Below are 24619 nucleotides of genomic sequence, written 5' to 3'. Positions count from 1 at the left end.
GTTCCCTGATCATTTATCGCCTTTTATACGGGCAGGAACTCTCTCCGTATCTGTGTACACCGGAACGAGTATTGTCTGATTTTGTTTATCCTGCAATACCAATCTGCTGTTTTGCTTCCTGAAGTCGTTGCTCAAACTGACGGTAAAAATCCCGTTTTCCATCATAGGGTTTCTGATAAAACAGTGTCAGCAGATACAGATGAAGTTTCTTTACCAGTGCTTCCTGTGAAATCCCCTCCAACACCTTCCGGGCATCTTTCTGAAAATAGTGCCACTGTGCCACAAAGTTCTCATATCTTCCGATCTCTTCCACGCCCAGCCAGTTTTTGATCTTTACTTTGGACTTCGGCTCTTTTTTGCACTCATATATCTGAAGAAAATACTGAAATCCACCTTCACCGTCATAGCATCTTCCCAGTGGAAATAACCGACAGATCCCCGGGCGGATCGCATGGATGTTACAGCGGCCTTTTTCATTTAAAAACGGACACTGTTCTTCTTTTCCGGTCATCTTCATATTCGGCTGGATAAATCCGTCCACCACCTGAAGTTCCACACAGGTACTTAAAAGATCTTCAAACGTACATTCCAATCCTGTTGTCAGCCGGTAAATATCCATTGGATCCAGAAAAATCGAGTTTCCCATCCCCCGACAGCAGTCAGAACACCCCTGACATTCACCGCATCCTGCCTTTACCATATCTTTATTTGTATATAATTTTCCATCAGATATTTTCTTTAAATCAATTTCTCTTTCCATAATTTCCTCATCTATTCTTTTTCTTGCGCCTTTGTTCTTTCCATATTATAATGAGTTCTGACAGCTGTAACAGCTGAAAAATGAAAAGAAAAAGGAGCGTTTATCATGTCAAATCCTGTTATTACGATCACAATGGAAAACGGTGATGTGATGAAGGGCGAACTCTATCCTGAAATCGCACCAAATACCGTCAACAACTTTATCAGCCTGGCAAACAAACATTTCTACGATGGAAAAATCTTTCATCGTGTCATTCCCGGTTTCATGATCCAGGGCGGATGCCCGGAGGGAACCGGTATGGGTGGTCCCGGATACTCCATCAAAGGAGAATTTGCACAGAATGGTTTTGCCAACGATCTGAAGCACACCCCTGGTGTTCTGTCCATGGCACGTGCCATGCATCCGGATTCTGCGGGAAGTCAGTTCTTCATCATGCATGAGACCTCCCCTCATCTGGATGGTGCTTATGCAGCCTTCGGTAAGATCACAGAAGGTCTTGATGTCATTGACAAAATCGCCAAAGTGCCAACTGATTTCCGTGACAGACCACTGGAAGATCAGGTGATTGCAACTATTGTAATCGACACACTGGGCGAGACTTATCCGGAACCGGTGACTGTTTAATCTGGAAATTTCAAAACAATTGATCTGTCAAAACGCAGGGAAAACGTCGGTGTCATTTTCGGCACCGGCGTTTCTCACCCTCTCAGTTCATCCCCCATCAGTATCTTCCCGTTCCACACCGCATAATAGCAGCTATCCACAATCTCCTGACTGGCCCGTGCATTTGTTGCCTCTGTCAGCAATTTTTGAAAGTGTTCTGTCTCACTCATTGGAAGAAGTACCTGAAACCGTACTTTATCCGTATACTCAGACTCAAGCACCGGAATTTTATTTTCTCCGATCAGATACTGGATCTTTCCCACCCCGTTGTAATCCGTTCCGATCTCCAGGATATTTCCATACTGTTTTTCGATCAGATCACTCTGTGCCAGACCTTCCTGTACCGCCTTCGAATACGCACGTACAAGTCCTCCGGTTCCCAGAAGCGTTCCACCAAAGTATCTTGTTACCACAACCGCTGTGTTATACAGCTCTTCTCCGAGTAACACATCCAGCATGGGTTTTCCTGCTGTTCCACTTGGTTCTCCATCATCACTGCATCGCACACATTCTCTCCGCTCTCCGATCACATAGGCAAAACAGTTATGGGTGGCATTCCAGTACTTTTTCTTCATCTCTTCAATAAATGCCAGCGCTTCTTCTTCTGTCTCCACAAGACGTACCGTAGCAATAAAGCGGGATTTCTTTTCAATAATTTCCCCTTCTTTTCCACGATAGACTGTTTTATATCGCTCCAACATGGTAATTCTCCTTATAAGTATCATTCATTGTTTTTTTATTATAGGGGATTTTCCTTTCTGGATGCAAGGAAAATGTGAACTTTTTAATTCAGTCTTTTATTGAATTTTGAAATTTGCTATAATAAGCAGGATAAAGGAGGTACACAAATGAATTTTGGAAAAAATTCCACCCAGAAAAAGCGAAAACAACTGTCTTCCGCCTCCTCGAAAAGAGGAAAACGGGCGGGTGTCACTTTTCTGCGCATTCTGTTTCTGAGTTTTGCTGCAGTATGTGTGATCTTCTGTTGCATGGGGATTGGCGCTTTCCGTGCTATTCTCGATACTGCTCCGGATATCTCTGATGTAAACATCATGCCCAGTGGAAATGCCACCTTCGTGTATGATGCAGATGGTAATCAGCTTCAGAAACTGTCCGCTCCCAATGCCAACCGTATGTCGGTATCGATCAGCAAGATTCCGCTGAATATGCAGCATGCAATCGTTGCCATCGAGGATGAACGTTTTTACGAACATAATGGAATTGATATCCAGGGAATTTTACGTGCTTTTGTAAACGGTGTCTCCCATGGATTTCATTTTAATGAGGGCGCCAGTACTCTGACACAGCAGCTTCTGAAAAATAATGTATTTACCAACTGGACCAACGAAGGTAAGATCGAACGTTTCAAGCGTAAGATCCAGGAACAGTATCTGGCACTCCAGCTGGAAGCTTCCCTGACTGCCGAAGGAATGGATACCAAAAGTGTAATTCTGGAAAATTATCTGAATACCATCAATCTGTCTGCGGGAACTTATGGTGTTCAGGCCGCGGCTCAGCGCTATTTTGGGAAAAACAGCGAAGATCTGACACTTTCCGAATGTGCCGTACTTGCTGCAATCCCCCAGAATCCTTATGCATATAATCCGATTCGTTTTCCGGAAGAAAATGCAAAACGTCGCAAAAAGGTACTGACCAATATGCGGAATCAGGGATATATTTCCGAAGCAGAATATCAGGAAGCGCTTGCTGACAACGTCTATGAACGGATCCAGGAAACAGATTCTTCCCAGGAAACCGCTACCCCGTACTCTTATTTCATTGATGAACTGACCTCGCAGATCATTACCGATCTGCAGGAACAGAAAGGCTATACAAAAGTACAGGCACAAAATGCACTTTACAGTGGTGGTCTTCGGATCTATACCACACAGGATCCGGCAATTCAGTCTATCCTGGATGAAGAATATCAAAATGAAGAAAACTTCCCGGCTCATATACAGCTCGGTATCGACTGGGCCCTGACAGTGCAGAAAGCAGACGGAACCATCCAGAACTATAGTAAAGAAATGATGAAACTATATTTCAAAGATCATGGAGAAGATAATTTTGATCTTTTATTTGACTCCGAAGAAGAAGCACAACACTATGTGGATGAATATAAAGCAGCCGTCGTTGGTGAAGGTGAAACTATTCTTGCCGAACGAATCAGCTTTGCTCCTCAGCCACAATCTTCTATGGTTATCATTGACCAGCACACCGGATATGTCAAAGCTCTGGTCGGAGGACGTGGTGAAAAGACTGCCAGTCTTACTCTGAACCGGGCAACCGATACCTACCGCCAGCCTGGTTCTACTTTCAAACCGCTGGCTGTTTACGGACCTGCTATCAATGATCTTGGACTTACTCTGGCAGACACTTATGTGGATCAGGCCATCACTTATGAGAATACAAACCGCCCGGTTAAAAATGCCTACAGCGGTTATCGCGGTACCATGACGATCCGTGATGCTCTCAAGTATTCCTGTAATACCATTGCCGTACAGTGCTTCCGTGATGTGACCCCACGACTTGGATATACGTATCTGAAAGATCTAGGGTTCGAAAAAGTTACCGATCACGAAGTAATCAACGGTCAGGTTTTCGATGACGCCAGAGAACCTACTGCCCTGGGCGGTATCACCAACGGTGTTTCCACATTGGAACTGACTGCTGCCTACGCTGCAATCGCTAACGGTGGTACTTACACCAAACCGGTATTTTATACCAAGATTCTGGATCAGAACGGGGATGTGGTACTGGAAAACAAACCAAAAACAACCGAAGTCTTCCGTGAAAGCACCGCTTATCTGCTCACAAGTGCTCTCGAAAGTGTTGTCAACGATGAGGGTGGTACCGGTAACGGTCTGAAACTGGATAATATGCCGGTAGCAGGTAAGACAGGTACAACTTCTGCAACTCGTGACGTGTGGTTTGCAGGTTTTACACCATATTACACCTGTGCCGTATGGGCAGGTTATGACACCAACGAATTTCTGGAAGATGACTGCAAATCTTTCCATAAAAACTTGTGGAAAAAGGTTATGGGCCGGATTCATGCGGATCTTCCTTATGTGGATTTCGAGATTCCTTCCACTGTAAAGCAGGCTACGATCTGTACCTCCAGCGGACTGCTGGCAGGTTCCGGATGCCCAACCCGTACAGAATATTTTGAAACTTCTACAATTCCTACTGTGCGGTGTACCCGCCATTATGTGGCTCCTACACCACCTCCATTGCCCTCACCGGAAGCAAGTCCTTCCGACTCTGAGATCAATACAGATGGTGATACCACTACCGGAGAAACCACAGATTCTGCGACCGGAGATGGCACAACAACGGATGCCGGTGCTGGCGCAACACCGTCGGATACCGGTGGCACCGATGCTGCACCACCGGATGCTTCTGCTCCGGCTGCAGGCGGTGATCCTGCCACTCCGGATACCGGCGGACAGGATGCAGCTCCGGCCGCCTGACAGATCCACATAACAGATGGAATCATAATTAGTCCACCGGACCGGTTATCGCGATACAATGCAACAAAAAGAACGGATACAATACCATGTTTTTCATGGATTTGTATCCGTTCTTTTTGTTATTCAGACGTAACTGTTCAGTACCTTCACAGTGACTACTGAATAGTTACATTCAGACAACGATTTCATCTCATTGTTTGTTCTTATTTTCATCTAAGCGACTACCAGTTTTGCAGCTCCGTAGATTCCGGCATCGTTGTCCAGTTTTGCCAGAACGATCGGAGTGTCTTTACAGCTGATGAAAGCGTGTTCTTTGTAGTAGCCTGCCACTGCATCTATCAGAGGCTGACCTGCTTTGGATACACCACCACCAATAACAATTACTTCCGGGTCTACCACGCAGGTAAAAACAGCCAGTGCCGTTCCCAGATACTCGGCAAATTTATCTACGATCTGTTTTGCTACACTGTCGCCTTCTTTATATGCGTCAAAGATGGTTTTTGCGCTGAAATTATCCAGATGCAGTTTTGTCTCAGCAGTATTTTCTGCCATGATTTTTTTACCGATTCTTACGATACCGGTAGCAGAAGCCAGCTGTTCCAGACAACCTTTATTTCCACAGTTACAGCTTTCGGTTTCTTCCGGTTCCACAAAGGCATGTCCGATTTCTCCACCTGCTCCATGTGCTCCGGTGACAATCTTACCGTCCACAATAATACCGCCGCCGACACCGGTTCCCAGTGTAGCCATGATCAGGTTCTTTGTACCTTCTCCACCGCCTTTCCACATCTCACCAAGAGCTGCAACGTTGGCATCATTTCCTACTTTTACCGGAATCTGATCCAGCAGTTTTTCCAGATCATCTGCCAGCATGGTATATCCCCAGTGCAGATTAACTGCCACCTGTACTTCTCTTTCTTTTACAACAGGTCCCGGAACACCTACACCCACACCGGTAACTTCTGTTTTTTCAATTCCTTTTTCTTCCATTTTTTTCAGGATCGTTTCTGCTACATCCGGAAGGATTGCTTTTCCATTTTCTTCTGTACGGGTTTTGATCTCCCATTTTTCCAGAAGTACACCTTCTGTTGTAAATAATCCGCATTTTACGGTTGTTCCTCCGATATCAATTCCAAAACAATAACTCATCTTTTTAGTCCTCCTTCTTTTTTGCCAGGTTCGCCTGTACACGGTTATACAGTTCCTGTGCCGCATTATATCCCATCTTTTTCTGACGGTGGTTGACTGCCGCAGATTCCACGATAACAGCCAGATTTCGACCCGGACGGATCGGCAGAGAATGGCACACCACTTTATTGCCAAGGATCTCTGTATATTCTTCTTTCAGTCCCAGACGGTCGTATTCTTTATCCCGGCTCCATTCTTCCAGTTTGATGACCAGATCGATGGACTGGGTATTTTTTACACTTTCCACACCAAACAGCGTCTTCACATCAATGATACCGATACCACGCAGTTCAATAAAATGCCGGGTGATATCCGGTGCAGTTCCCACCAGTTCCACATCACTGACTTTGCTGATCTCCACCACATCATCACTTACCAGACGATGACCGCGTTTGATCAGCTCCAGAGCTGCTTCACTCTTACCGATACCGCTCTCACCCATGATAAGAACACCTTCGCCATATACATCCACCAGTACACCATGAATGGAGATACACGGTGCCAGCTGTACATTCAGCCAGCGGATAATCTCTGCCATGAAATTGGATGTGGTTTTTTCGGTTACAAGAATCGGCACATTGTACTTTCTTCCCATATCCAGCATATCTTCATCCGGTTCCGTCATCGTCGTAAAGATCACACAGGGAATCTGTTTGGATACAAAATTCTCAAAACTGCGTTTTCGCTCTTCCGGATTCAGGTGCATCAAATAAGTATACTCTACATAACCGATAATCTGTACACGTTCAGAGGCAAAATGTTCAAAATATCCTGTCAGCTGAAGGGCCGGTCTGTTAATATCCGGAAGAGTGATGCGTACATGCTCCATGTCCACTTCCGGCGTAAGATTCTTCAGGTTCATTTCTTGAACCAGTTTGGTCAGTTTTACAGCCTTCATATCTCGCTCTCCTTTTTCAAAACTTTATAAATATCTTATCACATGAAACCTCAAACTGCAAGAAATCAACCATCAAGAATGAAAAAATTGGTACACTTTTTGTGCAGACTGCCGATTCATCGACGGAACATTGCCAAGTTCCTCTTCACTTGCCACCCGGATCTCCTCGATGGATTTGAAATATTTCATCAGTGCCTTTCTCCGTGTCGGCCCGATACCCTCAATATCATCCAGAATCGAATGGATCTGTCCCTTGCTTCGAAGCAGACGATGATATTCAATAGCGAACCGATGCACTTCATCCTGGATTCTCGTAATCAGCTTAAACCCCTCACTGGTGTGACTGATAGGAATCTCATGCTCCTGATAGTACAGCCCCCTTGTCCGGTGATTGTCATCTTTGACCATACCGCATACCGGAATCGTAAGCCCGAGTTCCGCCAGTACCTGTTCTGCCACATGCACCTGTCCCTTTCCACCATCCATCAGGATCAGGTCCGGGAACTGACTGAAACCACTGAATTCCTCTTCTTCTTTGTCTTTTTGTTCCTCAATTCCTCTCCGGAACCGCCTTGTCAGCACTTCTTCCATGCTGGCGTAATCGTCCGGTCCCTGTACAGATTTGATCTTAAACTTGCGATAATCGTTTCTTTTCGGTTTTCCTTTTTCATAAACCACCATGGAACCTACCGACTCAAATCCGCTGATGTTGGAGATATCATAGGACTCTACCCGCTGCAGACTGTCCAGTTCCAGAAGATCGCAGATTTCTTTCATAGCTCCGATTGTTCTTCCCTCTTCCCGTTTCAGTTTCTCCTTATCCTGGGTCAGTACCATTCGTGCATTCCTTGCTGCCAGTTCCACCAGTTTCTCTTTCGTTCCCTTTTTCGGCACCCTGATATGCACTTTCTGTCCCCGTTTTTTACTGAGCCACTCCTCCAGCACTTCAATCTCATCAATATCTCTTTGCAGCATCAGCTCTTTCGGGATAAACGGTGTCCCTGCATAGAACTGTTTCACAAAATTCAGAAGAATCTGCGATGGTGTGGCATCTGCTGCGATCCGCAAATAGAAATGATCTCTTCCGATCATTTTACCTTCCCGGATAAAAAACACCTGTACCACTGCATCTTCTTCATCCATCGCCATCGCGATCACATCCTTATCCTCTCCCTGACTTCCGGTGATCTTCTGACGCTCACCGATCTTCTGTACACTCTGCATCAGATCCCGATATTCCCCGGCCTCCTCAAAACGCAGTTCTTCTGATGCCGCAAGCATCTTCTCTTCGAGTTCTTTTAACAGTTTTTTATAATCCCCGTTCAAGAAATCCAGCACCCCCTCAATCTGCTTCTGATACTCCTCTTTGGAAATATACCCCTGACACGGTGCCTTACACTGTTTGATGTGATAATACAGGCAGGGGCGCTCCTTGCCGATATCCCGTGGCAGATTCCGGTTGCAGGTACGGACATGGTAGAGCTTGCGGATCAGCTCCATCGAATCCTTGACCGCATTGGAACTGGTGTACGGTCCGAAATATTTTGCTTTGTCCTTTTTCATCTGCCGCACAAACAGTACCCGTGGATATTCCTCATTAACCGTCACTTTCAGATACGGATAAGTTTTGTCGTCCTTGAGCATCGTGTTGTACTTCGGCCGGTATTCCTTGATCAGGTTACACTCCAGCACCAGAGCCTCCAGCTCGGAATCTGTGATGATGTACTCAAACCGGGCGATCTGCTGCACCATCTGTTCTTTCTTGATTCCAAGATTTCTGCTGCTTTGAAAATACTGCCGGACCCTGTTTTTCAGACTGATGGCTTTTCCCACATAGATGATCGTATCTTTCGCATCGTGCATAATGTAAACTCCCGGTTTTCCCGGCAGTTTTTTCAGTTCTTCCTGTATATCAAACATAACCCCTGTTTTCCCTTCTTTCCTATGTTTCTCAGATCTCTGTTTTTGAAAAAAGGAAAATGGCGCAGTCTCCTGTTCCATTTTCCTTTCTCTTTGCCTGCCTTCCGGCAGATATTTCTTTTATTCCTGTATCGGAGATTCCTGTGAGTCTTCCTTCACCGGCTCCTGTACTTTCTTTTCTTCTGGTGTATCGCTGACAGGATCCGCAGTTACTTCTTCCTCCTGCAATGCGGTTTCTGTCATCGGTTCCGCATCCGGTGTTTCCTGTGTTGCTTCCACTGCTGTTTCTGCGGGTTCCGGTTCCTTTCCCTCTGTACCTTCTGCTTCATGGAAAATCTCCATGAATTCTTTTCCGGTGATCGTCTCGCGCTCGATCAGGAATGCGGCTATCTTGTCCAGTGTTTTCCTGTGTTCGCAAAGCATCTGTTTTGCCTGCTCGTAAGACTCTTTCAGCATCTTCATCACTTCGTGATCAATCTCAGTTGCTGTTGCATCGCCACAGTTCAGAGTTGCACGGCCGTTCAGATACTCATGCTCCACACTCGCCAGTCCCATCAGTCCGAACTTTTCAGACATGCCGTACTGGGTGATCATCGCTTTCGCAATCTGCGTAGCTTTTTCAATATCATTAGATGCTCCGGTTGTTACATTCCCGAATACCACTTCTTCTGCAGCACGACCACCAAGAAGACCTACCAGCATCGCTTCCAGCTCCGCTTTGGTATTCAGATATTTTTCTTCTTCCGGTACCTGCATGACATATCCGAGTGCTCCCATGGTCCGCGGTACAATCGTAATCTTCTGCACAGGCTCCGCATCCTTCTGCAGTGCACTTACCAGTGCATGACCCACCTCATGGTAAGAAACGATCCGGCGTTCTTCCTGACTGAGAATACGATCCTTCTTTTCTTTACCGACCAGGACAACTTCCACTGCTTCATAGAGATCTTTCTGAGAAACGGCTTTTCTTCCGTTCTTTACAGCAAGAATGGCTGCCTCATTGATCATATTGGCAAGATCAGATCCTACTGCTCCGGAAGTTGCCAGTGCAATCGCATCCAGATCCACGGTTTCATCCAGTGACACATCTTTTGCATGCACTTTCAGGATATTGACACGTCCTTTCAGATCCGGACGTTCCACAATAACCCGACGGTCAAAACGACCCGGACGAAGCAGTGCCGGGTCCAGAATCTCCGGACGATTGGTCGCCGCCAGGATCAGAATACCCTTGGATGAATCAAAACCATCCATCTCCGCAAGCAGCTGGTTCAGTGTCTGTTCCCGTTCATCGTTACCGCCACCATACCGGCTGTCACGGCTTTTACCAATTGCATCAATCTCATCAATAAAAATGATACACGGTGCGTTCTTCTTAGCTTCTTCGAACAAATCACGGACACGGGAAGCACCCACACCGACAAACATCTCCACAAAATCAGACCCTGACAAAGAAAAGAATGGTACATGCGCCTCTCCGGCAACTGCTTTGGCCAACAGAGTTTTTCCTGTTCCCGGAGGTCCTACAAGAAGGGCTCCTTTTGGCAGTTTTGCACCGATTGTCGTGTATTTTCCCGGATTATGCAGGAAATCCACCACTTCCTGCAAGGATTCTTTCGCTTCATCCTCACCGGCTACGTCTTTGAACGTAACACCGGTTTCTTGCTGTACATAGGCTTTGGCTTTGCTTTTTCCAACCCCCATCATTCCGCCGCCTTTGTTCATCTTTCTCATCAACCAGTTCATCAGGATAATCAGGAATACAAAGGGTACCAGCAGACTTAAAATAGTATAGATGATCGATCCGGTTGGGTCTGGCTGGATCTCATTAAAAGTGATCTTATTTCCGGTTTTCTGTTCTGCCTCCAGAAGTCTCGCTGTCAATGTTGTGCTGTCTTCCATCGCAGTGGTAGAATATTCAAATTCCACACCCTCCACTTTCTGTTCCCTTGGAACAATGGTCAGCACACCACTTTGCAGTTCTACTGATTTGACTTCTCCTTTATCCAGCATCTCCAGAAATTTATCATAAGTGATTTCTTTCGATGTGGAACTTTGTAAAATATTGCTGAACACTGTCCAGATCAGCAGGGTTGCCAGTACACAGATCAGCAGCACCAACAGAGATGATTTATTCTTTGGGCCTCCGGGTCCGCCATTTCCATTCGGTCCCTGTCCGTTCGGCCCCTGATCGTTATAATTATTCGGTCTTTGGTCCATAATTTCCTCCTTTTAATACCTACATTATTATAAAGATTTCTTCCCGATAAATCAACTCTTTTCCCCCTTTCGTCATCGAATTTTCAAATTACTGTTTTTTTTCATTTCTGTATAGCATTTCTCGTCTCTTTTGTAGTATACTAGAGAATGTATTTTTTAACTGTCCGATAGGCGGTGTTTATAAAAGACACAGAACAGTTACGTTATTTTATTTTTTATACAGGAGGACAAGGTTAGATGAAAATCGGATTTGATAATCAAAAATATTTATCCATGCAGTCTGAACACATCCGGGAACGTATCAATCAGTTTGACAACAAACTCTACCTGGAGTTTGGAGGAAAACTTTTTGATGATTATCACGCATCCCGTGTGCTGCCCGGTTTTGCTCCGGACAGCAAACTACAGATGCTGATGCAGCTTTCTGACCAGGCAGAAATCGTTGTTGTTATAAGTGCCGGAGATATCGAAAAAAACAAAGTTCGTGGAGATCTCGGTATCACCTATGATCTGGATGTACTGCGATTGATCGAAGCATTTCGCGGAAAAGGTCTGTATGTGGGAAGCGTTGCGATCACCCAGTACACCGGTCAGAAAAGCGCAGATGCCTTCAAAAAGAAACTGGAGACCTTAGATATCCCGGTATACATTCTTTATTCCATTGACGGATATCCAAATAATGTTTCTCATATTGTCAGTGACGAAGGCTATGGAAAGAATGATTACATCAAAACCACTCGTCCTCTGGTTGTTATCACAGCTCCGGGTCCGGGAAGCGGAAAGATGGCTACCTGCCTGTCTCAGCTGTACCATGAGCAGAAACGTGGTGTTCGTGCCGGTTATGCGAAGTTTGAGACATTCCCGATCTGGAATATCCCGTTGAAGCATCCGGTTAATCTGGCATACGAAGCTGCCACTGCTGATCTGAACGATGTCAATATGATCGACCCTTTCCATCTGGAAGCTTACGGAGAAACTACAGTCAATTACAATCGTGATGTGGAAATCTTCCCGGTACTGGAAGCCATGTTTGAACGGATTTTCGGTGAATGCCCTTACAAATCTCCGACAGACATGGGGGTCAATATGGCTGGAAATTGTATCATCGATGATGAGGTATGCCAGGAGGCTTCCCGTCAGGAGATCATCCGCCGGTATTATCAGGCAAAGGCCGGACTGGTAGATGGTTCCAAAAAAGAAGACGAAGTCTTCAAGCTGGAACTGCTGATGAAGCAGGCACATATCACACCACAGGATCGTAAGGTTGTCAGTGCTGCCCTGAATCGCGCAGAACAGACCGGTGCACCGGCTGCTGCCATGGAATTGCCCGACGGTAAAATCATCACCGGAAAGACCTCTGATCTGCTGGGATCCTCTGCCGCTCTTCTTTTGAACGCACTGAAAGAGCTGGCTGGCATCTCCCATGAAACACATATTCTTTCCCCTGCTGCCATCGAACCGATCCAGATTTTGAAAACTTCTTATCTGGGAAGCCGCAACCCGAGACTGCACACCGATGAGATCCTGATCGCGCTCTCCAGCAGTACTGCTCTGAACCCGGCTGCTCAGAAAGCACTGGAACAGATCCCGAACCTGAAAGGCTGTCAGGTACACACAAGTGTGATGTTGTCTCAGGTTGATATCCAGACCTTCAAACGTCTCGGTATCCAGCTGACCTGCGAACCGATTTACGAACACAAATCAATTCTTCATAATGCATAATTGATTTACAACGCAACGAGATAAAATACGCTTTGCGAATTTGGCTCGTTGCTCGCGTAAATTTAAAAATAGCCCCGGATTTCACGCTGTATGAAATCCGGGGCTATATGTTTTTTATTTATACTTCATTTCCCGTAACTTTCCAGTATCTTCCCGGTTACGGGATACCTGCCGAGCAGCTATTATTTTTCGGTTGCATATCCATCCGGGTTCTGGCTCTGCCATCTCCAGGAATCCTGACACATCTCTTCGATGCCGTACTGAGCTTCCCATCCCAGCTCTTCTTTTGCTTTGGTAGGATCGCAGTAGCACATGGCAATGTCACCTGCACGTCTCGGTTTGATCTGGTATTTTACTTCATGACCGCATGCCTTTTCAAATGCATGAACGACATCCAGTACACTGTAACCATGTCCTGTTCCCAGGTTGTATACACGAACTTCCGGTTTTTCTTCCAGTTTTTTCAATGCTTTTACATGACCTACAGCCAGGTCTACTACATGGATGTAATCACGTACACCGGTTCCGTCCGGAGTATCATAATCATCACCGAAGACTCCCAGACATTCCAGTTTACCGATGGCAACCTGTGCAACATATGGAAGCAGATTGTTCGGGATTCCTTTCGGATCTTCACCGATCATGCCGCTCTTATGAGCACCGATTGGGTTAAAGTAACGAAGCAGGATAACATTCCATTCCGGATCTGAGGTATGCAGGTCAGTGAGGATCTGTTCCAGCATCCATTTTGTCCATCCGTAAGGGTTGGTACAGGTTCCTTTCGGGCATTCTTCAGTGATCGGGATAAATGCCGGATCTCCGTATACAGTTGCAGAAGAACTGAAGATAATATTTTTAACTCCGTGATTTCTCATGGCGTCACACAGATTCAGAGTTCCTGCAATATTATTTTCATAATACTCGATTGGTTTTACTACAGATTCTCCTACCGCTTTCAGTCCGGCAAAATGAATAACTGCGTCTACCTTCTCTTTGTCGAAGATATCGTTCATGGCTTCTTTATCACGAATATCCGCATTATAAAATACTACTTTTTTTCCTGTGATTTCTTCTACTCTCTCCAGAGCTTTCTCACTGGCATTGTACAGATTGTCCACAACAACAACGTCATAACCTGCATTCAGCAGTTCTACGCATGTATGGCTTCCGATATAACCAGCACCACCTGTAACTAAGATTCTCATTTGCTTTTCCCTCCTTAAGGAACTCATTCGAAACTGTTCATTGTCTCAACAGTTCCGTTGATTCTTATGTCTTTCTTAGTTTAGCATTATCCGTTTGAGAATTCAATGTCTTTTACAAATATTTAAAGCCCAAAAGCACATTTATATATGTATTGTCTATTATTGTTACATATCACATTTTCTTTTTCTATGCATTCGTGATACAAATCAGTACACCCACTCCCAACATACCAACAGTTCCCACAGTTGCAAGAATCTGAACGATCAGCCAGCTTTTTTCTCCCGCAATTTTACGAAATGCCTTCCACAAAAGAACCCCTATAACTGCTCCCAGAGTATTATTGATTACATCAGTAATGTCACTTGCTCCCATAGCAAGCAAATACTGCAGTGTTTCTAAAAACAGACTGAATCCTGCCCCGGCGAGGATCACTGTTCCCCCTGCTCTTTCTGGCGCCAACATACCTCCATATATTCCAAATGGTACAAAGATCAATATATTTTCCGCCAGTTCCCTGATGTTCAGATTTCCATTTACCATCAGGCAATCTCCATAAGGAATCAGATTGATATTTCGCAAATGAGGAAGTGCATCTGGTGATGTGCTGAACTTCAATAGTATAGCCCATATCACAAACGCCAGATAAATAAAAAATAATCCACCTGTCCAGTCTTTCCTCTTCATAAAAACCTCCTGTATCTTTCTAAAATATTTTGTAACTGTTTTACAATTTCTCTGTTACGAGTTTTCCCTGGTTTACAAGGAACTATAGTAACAGCCAAATTTTTAGAAAGACACAGGAGGTTTCTTAATTTTCTCTTATTCCATATAATTTTCGTAACTATTCATTCCATTTATAATAGTGGCTGAATAGTTACAAGATTTCTAGAATAGCTTTTTGTAGCGTTGTCATCCTTCCACGATCAAATAGGTTCCGTCCGGCAAAGAGAAGATTTCACTGGCTTCCAGAAGTTCTTCTTTACTCATGCCCTCAACATCCATGCCGCTTTCATCCAGATATTCTTTTACTTCTTTGATGTTTTTTACTACAACAGCCATACATTCTTCAAGAAATTCTTCTGCTTCCTCATAAGTCTCTGCCACAGGTTCATCAAAAAGCTGTCCCTGCTGTTTTAAAAAGGTTTCTACGCACTCCTTGCTGTACATTTTATTTTTCCTCCTGAATCTTCAGTAATTTTTCCGGTCGGTCGATAATTTCATCCGCATGATTCTCTTCCAGTTCTTTTCGCTCCCGAAATCCCCACAGCACTCCAATGGTGTACATCCCTGCCGCTTTTCCGGTCTTCATGTCAGTATTCGTGTCTCCCACATACATGCACTCCGACGGCTCCACCTGTAGTTTTTTCGCAATTTTCCATGCTCCGGATGGGTCCGGCTTTTTCTTCATCCCCACTTCCAGCCCCTGGATGACTTCAAACGTATCGCTGCCAAACAGTCCGGTCACAGCCAGATATGTCGCTTCATGTGGCTTGTTGGACAATACCGCCAGCTTAACGCCTCTTCGCTTCAGTTCTTTCAGAGTCTCCTTCATCCCGTTAAATACGGTAACTTTATATAATGGATCTCTGGCAAAAATCTCACGGTATAGTCTCTGACCTTCTTCCAGGCGGCTCATATCTGCTCCCGCAGCTTTCATACACCGTTCCATCAGTACATTTCCGCCATCGCCTGCATGATATTTATAGTCCTCTACCGGCTGTGCCGGCGCTCCAAAACGCTCCAGAATCTGATTTGCAACATTTGCAATGGATTCTACCGTATCTGCCAGTGTTCCATCCAGATCAAAAATACAAGCTTTATACATTTCTGTCCTCTTCCTTTCAACCCAATCTGTCATTGCTTTGTTTTATCCGTTTTTTTCAGACAACATTCTCAGATTTCTTACATTATACTTCCTGTCACCGCCTGATGCAAGCGGAAACGCATTACTGTTCACCCTCCACCGTCTGTTCTCTTAAAAATAATCCTTTTCTTTTAACGCAAAATGGATTAGAATAGATATTATGATATGAGAGTACAAAAAAGGAGACTGACGCAAATGAATAAAAAACTTTTAAAAACTCTGACTGGACTGGCCATCGTTGGTACTGCTTTAGGTGCTGCCTTTGCCTATATAAAAAAATGTAAAGAAGTCAATGACCTCGGTGAGGAGGACTTCGATGATCTGTGGGATGGTGAAGAAGAAAACCCGGAAGTCAGCAGCTGCACCCCGTGCCGCAGCTACACCACGATTCCTTCAGATTCGCCTGTTCCTGAAGACGAAAAACATATAGAAGAATCTGAGGAAGACGCTTCTGAAAAAGAAACTCCTTCTGACAATTCAGAAGACTGATTGTTCATGTAAGTTAAAAAGCGGAACGACTGCTCCTGTTTCACAGGTCTGCAGCTGTTCCGCTTTTCTTATCTTTTTATTTATTTGGGAGTTTGAAAGAACTCTTAAGAGAAACGATCCGGTTAAATACCAGCGCTCCCTCTTTGGAATCTTTTGCATCCACACAGAAAAATCCGTTTCTTACGAACTGGAAGCTGTCATATGCTTTCGCATCTTTCAGGCTCTTTTCTACATAACAGTTTTTCAGAACCGTCAGAGAGTTCGGGTTCAGGTTCAGGGAACCGTCTTCGTTATAAACACCCTTCTCTTCATCAATGATATTTTCATACAGACGAACCTCTGCCTGCACATTATCCTGTGCGCTTACCCAGTGAATAGTTCCTTTTACTTTTCTTCCGTCCGGCGAATTGCCTCCTTTGGAAGCAGGATCGTACGTACAGTGAACGGCTGTCACGTTGCCATCTTCGTCGGTATCATAACCCACACAGGTTACAAAATAGGCATTCATCAGACGTACTTCGTTGCCCGGGTAAAGACGTTTGTATTTTTTGGGAGGTTCTACCATGAAATCTTCTCTCTCAATGTATAGTTCTTTGCCAAACGGTACTTTTCTGGTTCCCAGAGTTTCATTTTCCATGTTGTTCGGAGCTTCCAGCTCTTCGATCTGACCTTCCGGATAATTGTCAATGATCAGTTTTACCGGATCCAGGATCGCCATCACACGGGAACGTTTCAGTTTCAGATCTTCACGGATGCAATACTCCAGCATAGCATAGTCCACAGAGCTGTTCGCCTTGGACACACCACACAGTTCCACAAACATCTTGATGGATTCCGGTGTAAATCCTCTTCTTCTCAGAGCGGCGATGGATACCAGACGCGGATCATCCCAGCCGTCTACGATACCCTCTTCTACCAAACGTTTGATATAACGTTTTCCGGTTACCACATTGGTCAGGTACAGTTTTGCAAATTCAATCTGCTTTGGCGGATACTGATATTCCAGTTCTCTTACCACCCAGTCATATAACGGACGGTGATCTTCAAATTCCAGCGTACAGATAGAATGAGTAACTCCCTCAATTGCATCCTCGATCGGATGTGCGAAATCGTACATTGGGTAGATGCACCATTTGTCTCCGGTGTTGTGGTGTGTCATATGTGCCACACGGTAGATAACCGGATCTCTCATATTGATGTTCGGAGATGCCATATCGATCTTGGCACGCAGAACTTTTGTTCCATCCTCAAACTCTCCGTTTTTCATCCGTTCAAACAGATCCAGGTTTTCTTCCACGCTTCTGTCACGGTACGGGCTGTTCTTTCCAGGCTCTGTCAGGGTTCCGCGATATTCACGGATCTGCTCTGCTGTCAGATCACATACAAATGCTTTTCCCTTTTTAATCAGTTTAATGGCTGCTTCGTACATCTGGTCAAAATAGTTGGATGCAAAGAACAGACGGTCTTCCCAGTCAGCTCCCAGCCATTTTACATCTGCCTGGATGGACTCCACAAATTCGATCTTTTCTTTGGTCGGGTTGGTATCATCAAACCGCAGGTTGAATTTTCCGTTATATTCCTGAGAAAGACCATAGTTTAACAGAATGGATTTTGCATGTCCGATATGCAGATATCCGTTCGGTTCCGGGGGAAAACGGGTGCAGATTGTCTCGTATTTCCCTTCTGCCAGGTCCTTTTCTATAATCTGTTCAATAAAATTCTTGGAAACTACTTCTTTTTCCATTACACTCCTCCTCAATTCAAAATAATCAATCATTGGTCCATTGAACTAATGATTAATATGTAATGCAACCACGAGAGCGTGTCTGAAACCAGACACGCTCTGATATAGTCTTCATATTACCACATTTTTTTTAAGAATTAAAGGGCTTTTTCTATTGTCTTTCCAGAATCTGCATGAATTCTTCGCCGGTGATGGTTTCATTTTCATACAGGTATTTTGCCAGTTCATGCAGTTTCATAATATTGTCCTGCAGAATCTGCAGTGCTTTCTCGTGCTGCTGTTTTACCAGCTCTACCACTTTCTTGTCGATCAGTGTCTGTGTCTCGAAGGAGCAACTCAGGGAGGAATCACCGCCCAGATACTGGTTGCTGACATTTTCCATCGCCACCATGTCGAACTCATCGCTCATACCGTAACGGGTGATCATACCCCTTGCCAGTTTGGTTGCCTGTTCTATGTCGTTGGAAGCACCGGTTGTGACAGAATGGAAGATCAGTTCCTCCGCGGCGCGTCCACCGGTGAATGTAGCAATCTTATTCTCCAGTTCTTCCTTATTCATCAGATAATGTTCGCCGTCTTCCACCTGCATCGTGTAGCCGAGGGCACCGGAAGTTCTGGGAATGATGGTGATCTTGTGTACCGGTGCAGAATTCGTCTGTTTTGCCGCTACCAGTGCATGGCCAATTTCATGATAGGATACGATCAGTTTCTCTTTCTCAGAAAGTACACGGTTCTTCTTCTGATAACCGGCGATAACCACTTCGATACTCTCTTCCATATCTGCCTGTGTGGCAAATCGTCTGCCATCTCTGACCGCACGGAGTGCTGCCTCATTGACAATATTGGCAAGTTCGGCACCGGAAGCACCGGCTGCAGCTTTCGCAATAGCACTGAAGTCTACGTTATCTGCAATCTTGATCTTCTTTGCATGAACCTTCAGGATCTCTTCCCTTCCCTGCAGATCCGGCAGTTCCACCGGGATTCTCCGGTCGAAACGTCCCGGACGAAGCAGTGCAGGATCCAGGGAATCCGGACGGTTGGTTGCTGCCAGAATGACAACACCTTTGGATCCATCAAATCCGTCCATCTCAGTCAGCAGCTGGTTCAGAGTCTGTTCTCTCTCATCATTACCGCCGATATTGCCGTCACGCTTTTTACCAATGGTATCGATCTCGTCGATAAAAACGATACACGGTGCTTTTTCGTTCGCCTGTTTGAACAGGTCACGCACCTTTGCAGCACCCATACCTACGAACATCTCCACAAACTCTGATCCTGAGATGGAAAAAAAAGGTACTTCCGCCTCACCGGCTACCGCTTTGGCCAGTAATGTTTTACCGGTTCCAGGAGGGCCTACAAGCAGGGCTCCTTTCGGCATCTGTGCACCGATATCCTGATAACGTTCCGGATGATGCAGATAATCTACAATCTCTGTCAGCAGTTCCTTTGCCTCATCCTCACCTGCCACATCAGAAAACTTGATACCGGTAGATGATTTTACATAAATCTTTGCATTACTCTTTCCGAACATCATACTGCCCGGACCGCCACCCATGCTCTTTGCCATTTTCTTGGAAAGCCAGTTTCCGATTAACACAAAAATCACAATCGGGATCACCCAGCTGAAAATCAGGGTACCCAACATGGACTGTTTCTGCGGAATCACAGAACCAAACTTTACATTCGCCTGATTCAGCCGATCTACCAGATCAGGGTCATTCATAGTTCCTGTCTTGCAGACCTCTTCCCTGCCGTTTACATTTACTTTATAGTAAATTACAGCATTCTGTTCCTGTACCTCTACTTCAGTTACATTACCGGCACTGACCTGGCTTAAGAACTCGTTATATCCGGTCTCTTTTACACTTCGCTCACTCATCCAAGGCACCAGCAGAAAGTTCAGAGCCAACAGAACGACCAGTGCGATTGCATAATAGAAAATCACAGGCCGTTTCGGCGAATTGTTTTTGACTTCATTCATATCCTTTTTTCTCCTTTCTCATATACTTTATTGTATACCCTGGAAAATGCTTCCTGCAAGAAAACTATCAGAAAATTTTTATAAATTTCTCATAAAATATAACTGGAAATTATCCTCTTTCTGGCATATACTCTTTTATATATTAAGATGTCGGGATCAAAAGGTATTCTGACCTCTTTGATACCGAATTGTTCCGTACTCTGTACGCTTATAATTCTCATATCATATCACAACAGGAGGAATCTCATGACAGGCAGCGAACGCCGACAGGAACTATTACAACTTTTATCCGGGACACAGACACCAATTTCCGGTGCCTCACTGGCAAAGCATTTTACCGTCAGCCGCCAGGTGATTGTTCAGGATATGGCACTGCTTCGTGCTCAGGGACATGAAGTGCTTTCCACCAATCGCGGGTATCTGATCCAGGCCCCTCTCCGTGTCTCCCGTATTTTCAAAGTTTTTCACACCAGCGAACAGATTGTCGATGAGTTATGCACCATTGTGGATCTCGGCGGCACCGTTGAAGATGTCTTTGTTCATCATAAAATCTACGGCCAGCTTCAGGCACCCTTGCATATTTCATCACGCAGAGACGTACAGATCTTTCTGGAAGAGTTAAAAAGTGGCAAATCCACGCCACTGAAAGATGTCACTTCCGATTACCATTATCATACCGTCTCCGCGGACTCCGGCGAAACTCTGGATCTGATCGGACAGGAATTAGGAAAGAAAGGATATCTCTGCCAGTAACTTTCTGGCTATGATATCCTTTTTTGTCCGTTTTCTATTTTCCCGGTATCTTATTCTCTATTGTCTCTGCTTTTCTCTGTCACAACCTGATACATATACAGTTCGTGCAGTGCTCTCGTTGCACAGATATATTTTGCCTGCCGGATCAGATCGTCCTCCGGCTGTCTTCCCCAGACAGTAAATACCTGATCGAATTCCAGACCCTTCGCAAGATAGAACGTTGTCACCGTAATACCTTTTTTGAACCGGGAACTGTCCTTGTTCATATAGGTAACCTGTTCATCTCCCAGCTCTTTTTTCAGGATTGCTGCCATCTTCCACGCTTCCTGATCGGTTATGGTAAGAACTGCTGCTGTCTCATAACCGTCCGGCTGTACCCGCAGTTCCTTCAGAATCTGTGCGGTAACTTCTTCCTCTGTGATTTTTTTCTCACACACCGGTTTTCCATGGCGTTCAAAAAGTTTAAGATCAGTAATTCCGGCAAGTTCAGCCGCATAAGCAGCGATTTCCACCGTATTCCGATAGCTTTTATCCATCACGATTTTTCGAAGTTTTTTCCCGAGAATACCCGGTAAAAATGTCAGCACATCCTGCTGTTTTTCATCCATAGTCTGTGCCCGGTCTCCAAGAATCGTCATCTTGCACGGAAAAAGCTGTGACAAAATCTGGTACTGCATCGGCGTATAATCCTGCATCTCATCGATTACCAGATGTTTGACTCCTGCGCGTTTTGCGGGCTGTAACAGACGATATTTCAGATACAGCACCGGATAGACATCCTCATAACGCAGCATACGCTTCTCATACCATACCGATGGGAGCGGACGCATCCCGACAGACTCCAGAAAACGGCTGTACAGCACATAGATATCTCTCGTCTCATACATCGCCATGAACTGTTCGTAAAAATACTGCTGTTCTTCCTCGTTCAGATCCCGTCCGGCAAGAGTTTCATAATCATCAACCACATATTCCCGCACTGCATCCATCCGGGACAGTAACGGAATCTCCAGAAACCGGGTATAAAATAGAAGCAGGATCCGGGATGCTTTGATCTCGTAATTTCGATACGTAAAATCCCGGATATCCATCAGACTGTCCTCTAGTTCCATCAGATAACCTTCCATCTGGTTCAGAAAATCCGGAGACTGCTTTTCCCAGTATCTTCCCCGCTCCTTCGGCTGTACCAGGTTCCTTTCAATCATATCATACCGGTCTTCACAGTCCGGCACCACATCTTTGAGTTCCCGGTAAGCAAAGAGATCAAAACTCATTTCCTGAATATTTTCTTCTCCCAGTTCCGGTAAAATATGGGAAATATAATCTGAAAATACACCATTTGGCGATAAGATCAGAATATTCGAGGATTTCAGGTTTTTCCGGTCATGATATAAAAGATACGCAATCCTGTGAAGTGCCACCGAAGTCTTTCCGCTTCCAGCCACTCCCTGGATCACCAGAATCCGATCACTGGTATTTCGGATAATCGCATTTTGCTCTTTCTGGATCGTCCGCACAATATTTTTCAGCTGGACATCTCCATTGGCTCCAAGCTCCGCTTTCAGGATATCATCATCGATCTTCACATCACTCTCAAAGGCATAGATCATTTTCCCGTTTTTGATCTTATACTGCCACTTGGAGACAATTTCTCCATCCATCCGTCCTCCCGGTGCTTCATACCAGGCTTCTCCTTTATCGAAATCATAAAAGAGACCGCTCACCGGGGCACGCCAGTCATATACCAGAGGTGTCTGTCCGGTTCTTTCAGCAAAATTGCCGATACCAATATAAAAACTTTCCGCCGCATCTTCTCCGTCATAACAGAAATCCACTCTGCCAAAGAAAGGGGAATCAAGCATTTTCTGAAACCGGTGTTTCAGATGCATCTGCTGCTGATTTGTATTCAGCTGATTCAACAGAGCCTGCTGATTATCATAATCCTCATATCCGTACTGATCCATCTCCGTATAGTTTTCCCAGTAGTATTCATGCATGTCTTCTACTTCTTTTGCCCCTTCTTCAAGGGACAGATTCAGCTTTGCGATTCGTTCTTTCAGTTTTTCTAGTACCAGGTTTAAGTAAGCAGTTTGGTCTGTCATCGTCCTCTTCCTTTATACAAGAGGCTGTTGTACGGTCTTACCGGCACGCACCACAGCCCCTGTTATTTACATTTCATAACTGTTCAGTACCTTCACAGTTACGAGCCAAAATGCATAAAAAATCACCTTCGGTGATGGCATTTTGGCTTGTATGTCTCGGGATTTTGACATATTCATGTCAAAACACCTCGCGGGACAGTGGCTACTGAATAGTTACTACATTTCATAAAATGCTTTGTAGCATTTGGTTGTCTCGTATACATCTGCCTTGGAACTTACTTCATACGGTGCATGCATATTCAGGATCGGTACACCGATATCGATCACATCCATACCGTAAGCTGCCGGAATATAAGCGATAGTTCCACCGCCGCCTGCATCGATTCGTCCCAGTTCTGCTGTCTGGTATTCCACTTTTGCATCATCAAACGCTTTACGTAAGATACCCAGATATTCTGCATTGGCATCATTAGAACCGCTCTTTCCTCTTGCTCCGGTATATTTGCTTATCGCCGCTCCTTTTCCAACGTACGCGGAATTATTCTTTTCAAATACTTCAGCATACAGCGGATCATATCCGGCATTGACATCTGCAGACAGCATTTTTGAGTTTTTCAGAGCGCGGCGCAGTTTCAGTTCAGAGTATTCCCCCTGACTGTTGATCACTTCTGCAACAGTATTTTCCAGAAAATGAGCATGCATACCGGTTGCTCCCACGCTTCCGATCTCTTCTTTATCCACAAACAGGCATACTTTTGTCTTTGCAGACGGTTTGCTGTGTAAGAATCCCATCAGAGAAGTAAAGGCACAGATTCTGTCATCCTGTCCGTAAGCCATGATCATGCTGCTGTCCAGACCGAAATCCCTTGCTGCTCCTGCCGGCACAACCTCAAGCTCGGCAGATACAAAATCTTTTTCTTCAATGCCATACTGTTCTTTTAACAGCTGTAACACATAAGCTTTGACCGGATTTTCTTCCTTTTCATCTTCTTTTTTATCCATCGGCTGACTGCCCACCAGAAGATCCAGTGCTTCTCCTTCAACGACAACGCTTCCTTTTTTCTCCATCTGTTTTGCGGACAGATGCACCAGAATGTCGGTCACTCCCACAACCGGATCTTCCGGTTTCTCACCTATGTTTATCTGCACGGTTGTTCCGTCTGTTTTTACGATCACACCGTGGATCGCCATCGGAGAAGCTACCCACTGGTATTTTTTGATTCCACCATAATAATGGGTGTCCAGATAAGCCATACCTCCGTTTTCATATAACGGGTTCTGTTTGATGTCCAGACGCGGAGAATCGATGTGGGAACCTATCAGGAGCATACCGTTTTCGATATCATCTGTTCCGATTTCCATCATGATTACGGATTTTTTCATATTTTCCGCATAGATTTTATCTCCGGCTTTCAGCTGCTTTCCTTCACGGATCACATCCTCCAGATTTTCAAAACCCTGTTCTTTTGCGATTCTGCAGATATTGCTGCTGCATTCCCGCTCTGTCTTTCCTGCATCCAGAAATTCCCGGTACATCTTTGCCAGTTTCTGGATCTCTTTTTTTTCTGTCTCATGATACTGTCTCATGATTCTTACCCCTTTCTGCTTTGTAACTACTTTGTAACTGTTCAACATC

The 24619-nt window shown here is 45.0% G+C and carries 19 protein-coding genes; 5 read left to right on the top strand and 14 right to left on the bottom strand.

Features of this window, described 5'->3' with window-relative positions:
• Nucleotides 1–85 precede the first annotated feature (85 nt).
• Entirely contained in the window at nucleotides 86–760 is a 675-nt protein-coding gene (locus tag FYJ57_RS02170; protein ID WP_154431360.1) for a YkgJ family cysteine cluster protein, read from the bottom strand.
• 105 nt (nucleotides 761–865) lie between these two features.
• Here FYJ57_RS02170 and FYJ57_RS02165 point away from each other — a divergent pair, with 105 nt between their 5' ends.
• Nucleotides 866–1384 carry a peptidylprolyl isomerase gene (locus FYJ57_RS02165; RefSeq protein ID WP_022171644.1) on the top strand — a complete coding sequence of 173 codons (519 nt, stop codon included), beginning with the start codon at nucleotides 866–868 and terminating at the stop codon, nucleotides 1382–1384.
• A gap of 74 nt (nucleotides 1385–1458) precedes the next feature.
• Here the strand turns inward: FYJ57_RS02165 and FYJ57_RS02160 are convergent, their stop codons facing one another.
• A complete protein-coding gene (locus FYJ57_RS02160; RefSeq protein WP_118315841.1) occupies nucleotides 1459–2124 on the bottom strand; it encodes a YigZ family protein in 666 nt (221 codons plus the stop codon).
• A gap of 147 nt (nucleotides 2125–2271) precedes the next feature.
• Here FYJ57_RS02160 and FYJ57_RS02155 point away from each other — a divergent pair, with 147 nt between their 5' ends.
• Nucleotides 2272–4896 (top strand): transglycosylase domain-containing protein, encoded by a 2625-nt coding sequence (locus FYJ57_RS02155; protein WP_205839891.1) that lies wholly within the window; start codon nucleotides 2272–2274, stop codon nucleotides 4894–4896.
• 213 nt (nucleotides 4897–5109) lie between these two features.
• Here the strand turns inward: FYJ57_RS02155 and FYJ57_RS02150 are convergent, their stop codons facing one another.
• From FYJ57_RS02150 to ftsH (FYJ57_RS02135), 4 genes are all read right to left on the bottom strand, one after another.
• On the bottom strand, nucleotides 5110–6045 hold the full coding sequence (locus tag FYJ57_RS02150; protein WP_118315839.1) for an ROK family glucokinase: 936 nt from the start codon (nucleotides 6043–6045) through the stop codon (nucleotides 5110–5112).
• Between the two features lie 4 nt (nucleotides 6046–6049).
• Nucleotides 6050–6982 (bottom strand): HPr(Ser) kinase/phosphatase, encoded by a 933-nt coding sequence (hprK, locus tag FYJ57_RS02145; protein ID WP_022171648.1) that lies wholly within the window; start codon nucleotides 6980–6982, stop codon nucleotides 6050–6052.
• Nucleotides 6983–7054: 72 nt separating this feature from the next.
• Nucleotides 7055–8902: an excinuclease ABC subunit UvrC gene (gene uvrC, locus FYJ57_RS02140; RefSeq protein ID WP_154431359.1), complete on the bottom strand. Its 1848-nt coding sequence runs from the start codon at nucleotides 8900–8902 to the stop codon at nucleotides 7055–7057.
• Between the two features lie 120 nt (nucleotides 8903–9022).
• The gene (gene ftsH / locus FYJ57_RS02135; protein ID WP_154431358.1) at nucleotides 9023–11122 is read right to left on the bottom strand and encodes an ATP-dependent zinc metalloprotease FtsH; all 2100 of its coding nucleotides are present in this window, start codon (nucleotides 11120–11122) and stop codon (nucleotides 9023–9025) included.
• Nucleotides 11123–11359: 237 nt separating this feature from the next.
• On the opposite strand from ftsH (FYJ57_RS02135), the gene FYJ57_RS02130 reads away from it, so the two are divergent.
• A complete protein-coding gene (locus FYJ57_RS02130; protein ID WP_154431357.1) occupies nucleotides 11360–12844 on the top strand; it encodes a DUF1846 domain-containing protein in 1485 nt (494 codons plus the stop codon).
• A gap of 182 nt (nucleotides 12845–13026) precedes the next feature.
• On the opposite strand, the gene galE is transcribed toward FYJ57_RS02130, so the two are convergent.
• The 4 genes from galE to FYJ57_RS02110 all read right to left on the bottom strand — a co-directional run bounded on the left by galE (nucleotide 13027) and on the right by FYJ57_RS02110 (nucleotide 15875).
• Complete coding sequence (gene galE, locus FYJ57_RS02125; RefSeq protein WP_106491098.1) at nucleotides 13027–14049, bottom strand: UDP-glucose 4-epimerase GalE; 1023 nt, start codon at nucleotides 14047–14049, stop codon at nucleotides 13027–13029.
• A 187-nt stretch (nucleotides 14050–14236) separates the two neighbouring features.
• Nucleotides 14237–14734, bottom strand: a complete 498-nt coding sequence (locus tag FYJ57_RS02120; RefSeq protein ID WP_154431356.1) for a VanZ family protein — start codon at nucleotides 14732–14734, stop codon at nucleotides 14237–14239.
• 225 nt (nucleotides 14735–14959) lie between these two features.
• Nucleotides 14960–15217, bottom strand: a complete 258-nt coding sequence (locus FYJ57_RS02115; RefSeq protein WP_022171655.1) for a hypothetical protein — start codon at nucleotides 15215–15217, stop codon at nucleotides 14960–14962.
• Nucleotide 15218: 1 nt separating this feature from the next.
• Entirely contained in the window at nucleotides 15219–15875 is a 657-nt protein-coding gene (locus FYJ57_RS02110) for an HAD family hydrolase (RefSeq protein ID WP_154431355.1), read from the bottom strand.
• Between the two features lie 234 nt (nucleotides 15876–16109).
• On the opposite strand from FYJ57_RS02110, the gene FYJ57_RS02105 reads away from it, so the two are divergent.
• On the top strand, nucleotides 16110–16403 hold the full coding sequence (locus tag FYJ57_RS02105; RefSeq protein ID WP_117525089.1) for a hypothetical protein: 294 nt from the start codon (nucleotides 16110–16112) through the stop codon (nucleotides 16401–16403).
• Between the two features lie 76 nt (nucleotides 16404–16479).
• Here FYJ57_RS02105 and FYJ57_RS02100 read toward each other — a convergent pair whose 3' ends face one another.
• Complete coding sequence (locus tag FYJ57_RS02100) at nucleotides 16480–18147, bottom strand: glutamine--tRNA ligase/YqeY domain fusion protein (RefSeq protein ID WP_022171658.1); 1668 nt, start codon at nucleotides 18145–18147, stop codon at nucleotides 16480–16482.
• A 151-nt stretch (nucleotides 18148–18298) separates the two neighbouring features.
• Nucleotides 18299–20128, bottom strand: coding sequence for an ATP-dependent zinc metalloprotease FtsH (ftsH, locus tag FYJ57_RS02095; protein WP_154431354.1), 1830 nt, complete (start codon nucleotides 20126–20128; stop codon nucleotides 18299–18301).
• A 246-nt stretch (nucleotides 20129–20374) separates the two neighbouring features.
• On the opposite strand from ftsH (FYJ57_RS02095), the gene FYJ57_RS02090 reads away from it, so the two are divergent.
• A complete protein-coding gene (locus FYJ57_RS02090) occupies nucleotides 20375–20881 on the top strand; it encodes a transcription repressor NadR (RefSeq protein WP_154431353.1) in 507 nt (168 codons plus the stop codon).
• A gap of 50 nt (nucleotides 20882–20931) precedes the next feature.
• Here the strand turns inward: FYJ57_RS02090 and FYJ57_RS02085 are convergent, their stop codons facing one another.
• Nucleotides 20932–22983 (bottom strand): HelD family protein, encoded by a 2052-nt coding sequence (locus FYJ57_RS02085; RefSeq protein WP_154431352.1) that lies wholly within the window; start codon nucleotides 22981–22983, stop codon nucleotides 20932–20934.
• Between the two features lie 216 nt (nucleotides 22984–23199).
• On the bottom strand, nucleotides 23200–24570 hold the full coding sequence (locus tag FYJ57_RS02080; RefSeq protein ID WP_118574840.1) for an aminopeptidase: 1371 nt from the start codon (nucleotides 24568–24570) through the stop codon (nucleotides 23200–23202).
• Between the last annotated feature and the right edge of the window lie 49 nt (nucleotides 24571–24619).

Source organism: Oliverpabstia intestinalis (genome assembly GCF_009696065.1).
GTDB lineage: Bacteria > Bacillota > Clostridia > Lachnospirales > Lachnospiraceae > Oliverpabstia > Oliverpabstia intestinalis.
The sequence above is the reverse complement of the archived record's forward strand: the minus strand, read 5'-3'. Positions and strand labels throughout refer to the sequence as shown.

Bases quoted from the DNA above. Each gene is read 5' to 3' on its own strand.
- uvrC (WP_154431359.1), bottom strand. From the start codon at position 8,902: ATGTTTGATATACAGGAAGAACTGAAAAAACTGCCGGGAAAACCGGGA.
- FYJ57_RS02150 (WP_118315839.1), bottom strand. From the start codon at position 6,045: ATGAGTTATTGTTTTGGAATTGATATCGGAGGAACAACCGTAAAATGC.
- FYJ57_RS02165 (WP_022171644.1), top strand. From the start codon at position 866: ATGTCAAATCCTGTTATTACGATCACAATGGAAAACGGTGATGTGATG.
- FYJ57_RS02085 (WP_154431352.1), bottom strand. From the start codon at position 22,983: ATGACAGACCAAACTGCTTACTTAAACCTGGTACTAGAAAAACTGAAA.
- hprK (WP_022171648.1), bottom strand. From the start codon at position 6,982: ATGAAGGCTGTAAAACTGACCAAACTGGTTCAAGAAATGAACCTGAAG.
- FYJ57_RS02170 (WP_154431360.1), bottom strand. From the start codon at position 760: ATGGAAAGAGAAATTGATTTAAAGAAAATATCTGATGGAAAATTATAT.
- ftsH (WP_154431358.1), bottom strand. From the start codon at position 11,122: ATGGACCAAAGACCGAATAATTATAACGATCAGGGGCCGAACGGACAG.
- FYJ57_RS02115 (WP_022171655.1), bottom strand. From the start codon at position 15,217: ATGTACAGCAAGGAGTGCGTAGAAACCTTTTTAAAACAGCAGGGACAG.
- FYJ57_RS02160 (WP_118315841.1), bottom strand. From the start codon at position 2,124: ATGTTGGAGCGATATAAAACAGTCTATCGTGGAAAAGAAGGGGAAATT.
- FYJ57_RS02130 (WP_154431357.1), top strand. From the start codon at position 11,360: ATGAAAATCGGATTTGATAATCAAAAATATTTATCCATGCAGTCTGAA.
- FYJ57_RS02100 (WP_022171658.1), bottom strand. From the start codon at position 18,147: ATGGAAAAAGAAGTAGTTTCCAAGAATTTTATTGAACAGATTATAGAA.
- FYJ57_RS02155 (WP_205839891.1), top strand. From the start codon at position 2,272: ATGAATTTTGGAAAAAATTCCACCCAGAAAAAGCGAAAACAACTGTCT.
- FYJ57_RS02105 (WP_117525089.1), top strand. From the start codon at position 16,110: ATGAATAAAAAACTTTTAAAAACTCTGACTGGACTGGCCATCGTTGGT.
- FYJ57_RS02120 (WP_154431356.1), bottom strand. From the start codon at position 14,734: ATGAAGAGGAAAGACTGGACAGGTGGATTATTTTTTATTTATCTGGCG.
- FYJ57_RS02090 (WP_154431353.1), top strand. From the start codon at position 20,375: ATGACAGGCAGCGAACGCCGACAGGAACTATTACAACTTTTATCCGGG.
- FYJ57_RS02080 (WP_118574840.1), bottom strand. From the start codon at position 24,570: ATGAGACAGTATCATGAGACAGAAAAAAAAGAGATCCAGAAACTGGCA.
- FYJ57_RS02110 (WP_154431355.1), bottom strand. From the start codon at position 15,875: ATGTATAAAGCTTGTATTTTTGATCTGGATGGAACACTGGCAGATACG.
- ftsH (WP_154431354.1), bottom strand. From the start codon at position 20,128: ATGAATGAAGTCAAAAACAATTCGCCGAAACGGCCTGTGATTTTCTAT.
- galE (WP_106491098.1), bottom strand. From the start codon at position 14,049: ATGAGAATCTTAGTTACAGGTGGTGCTGGTTATATCGGAAGCCATACA.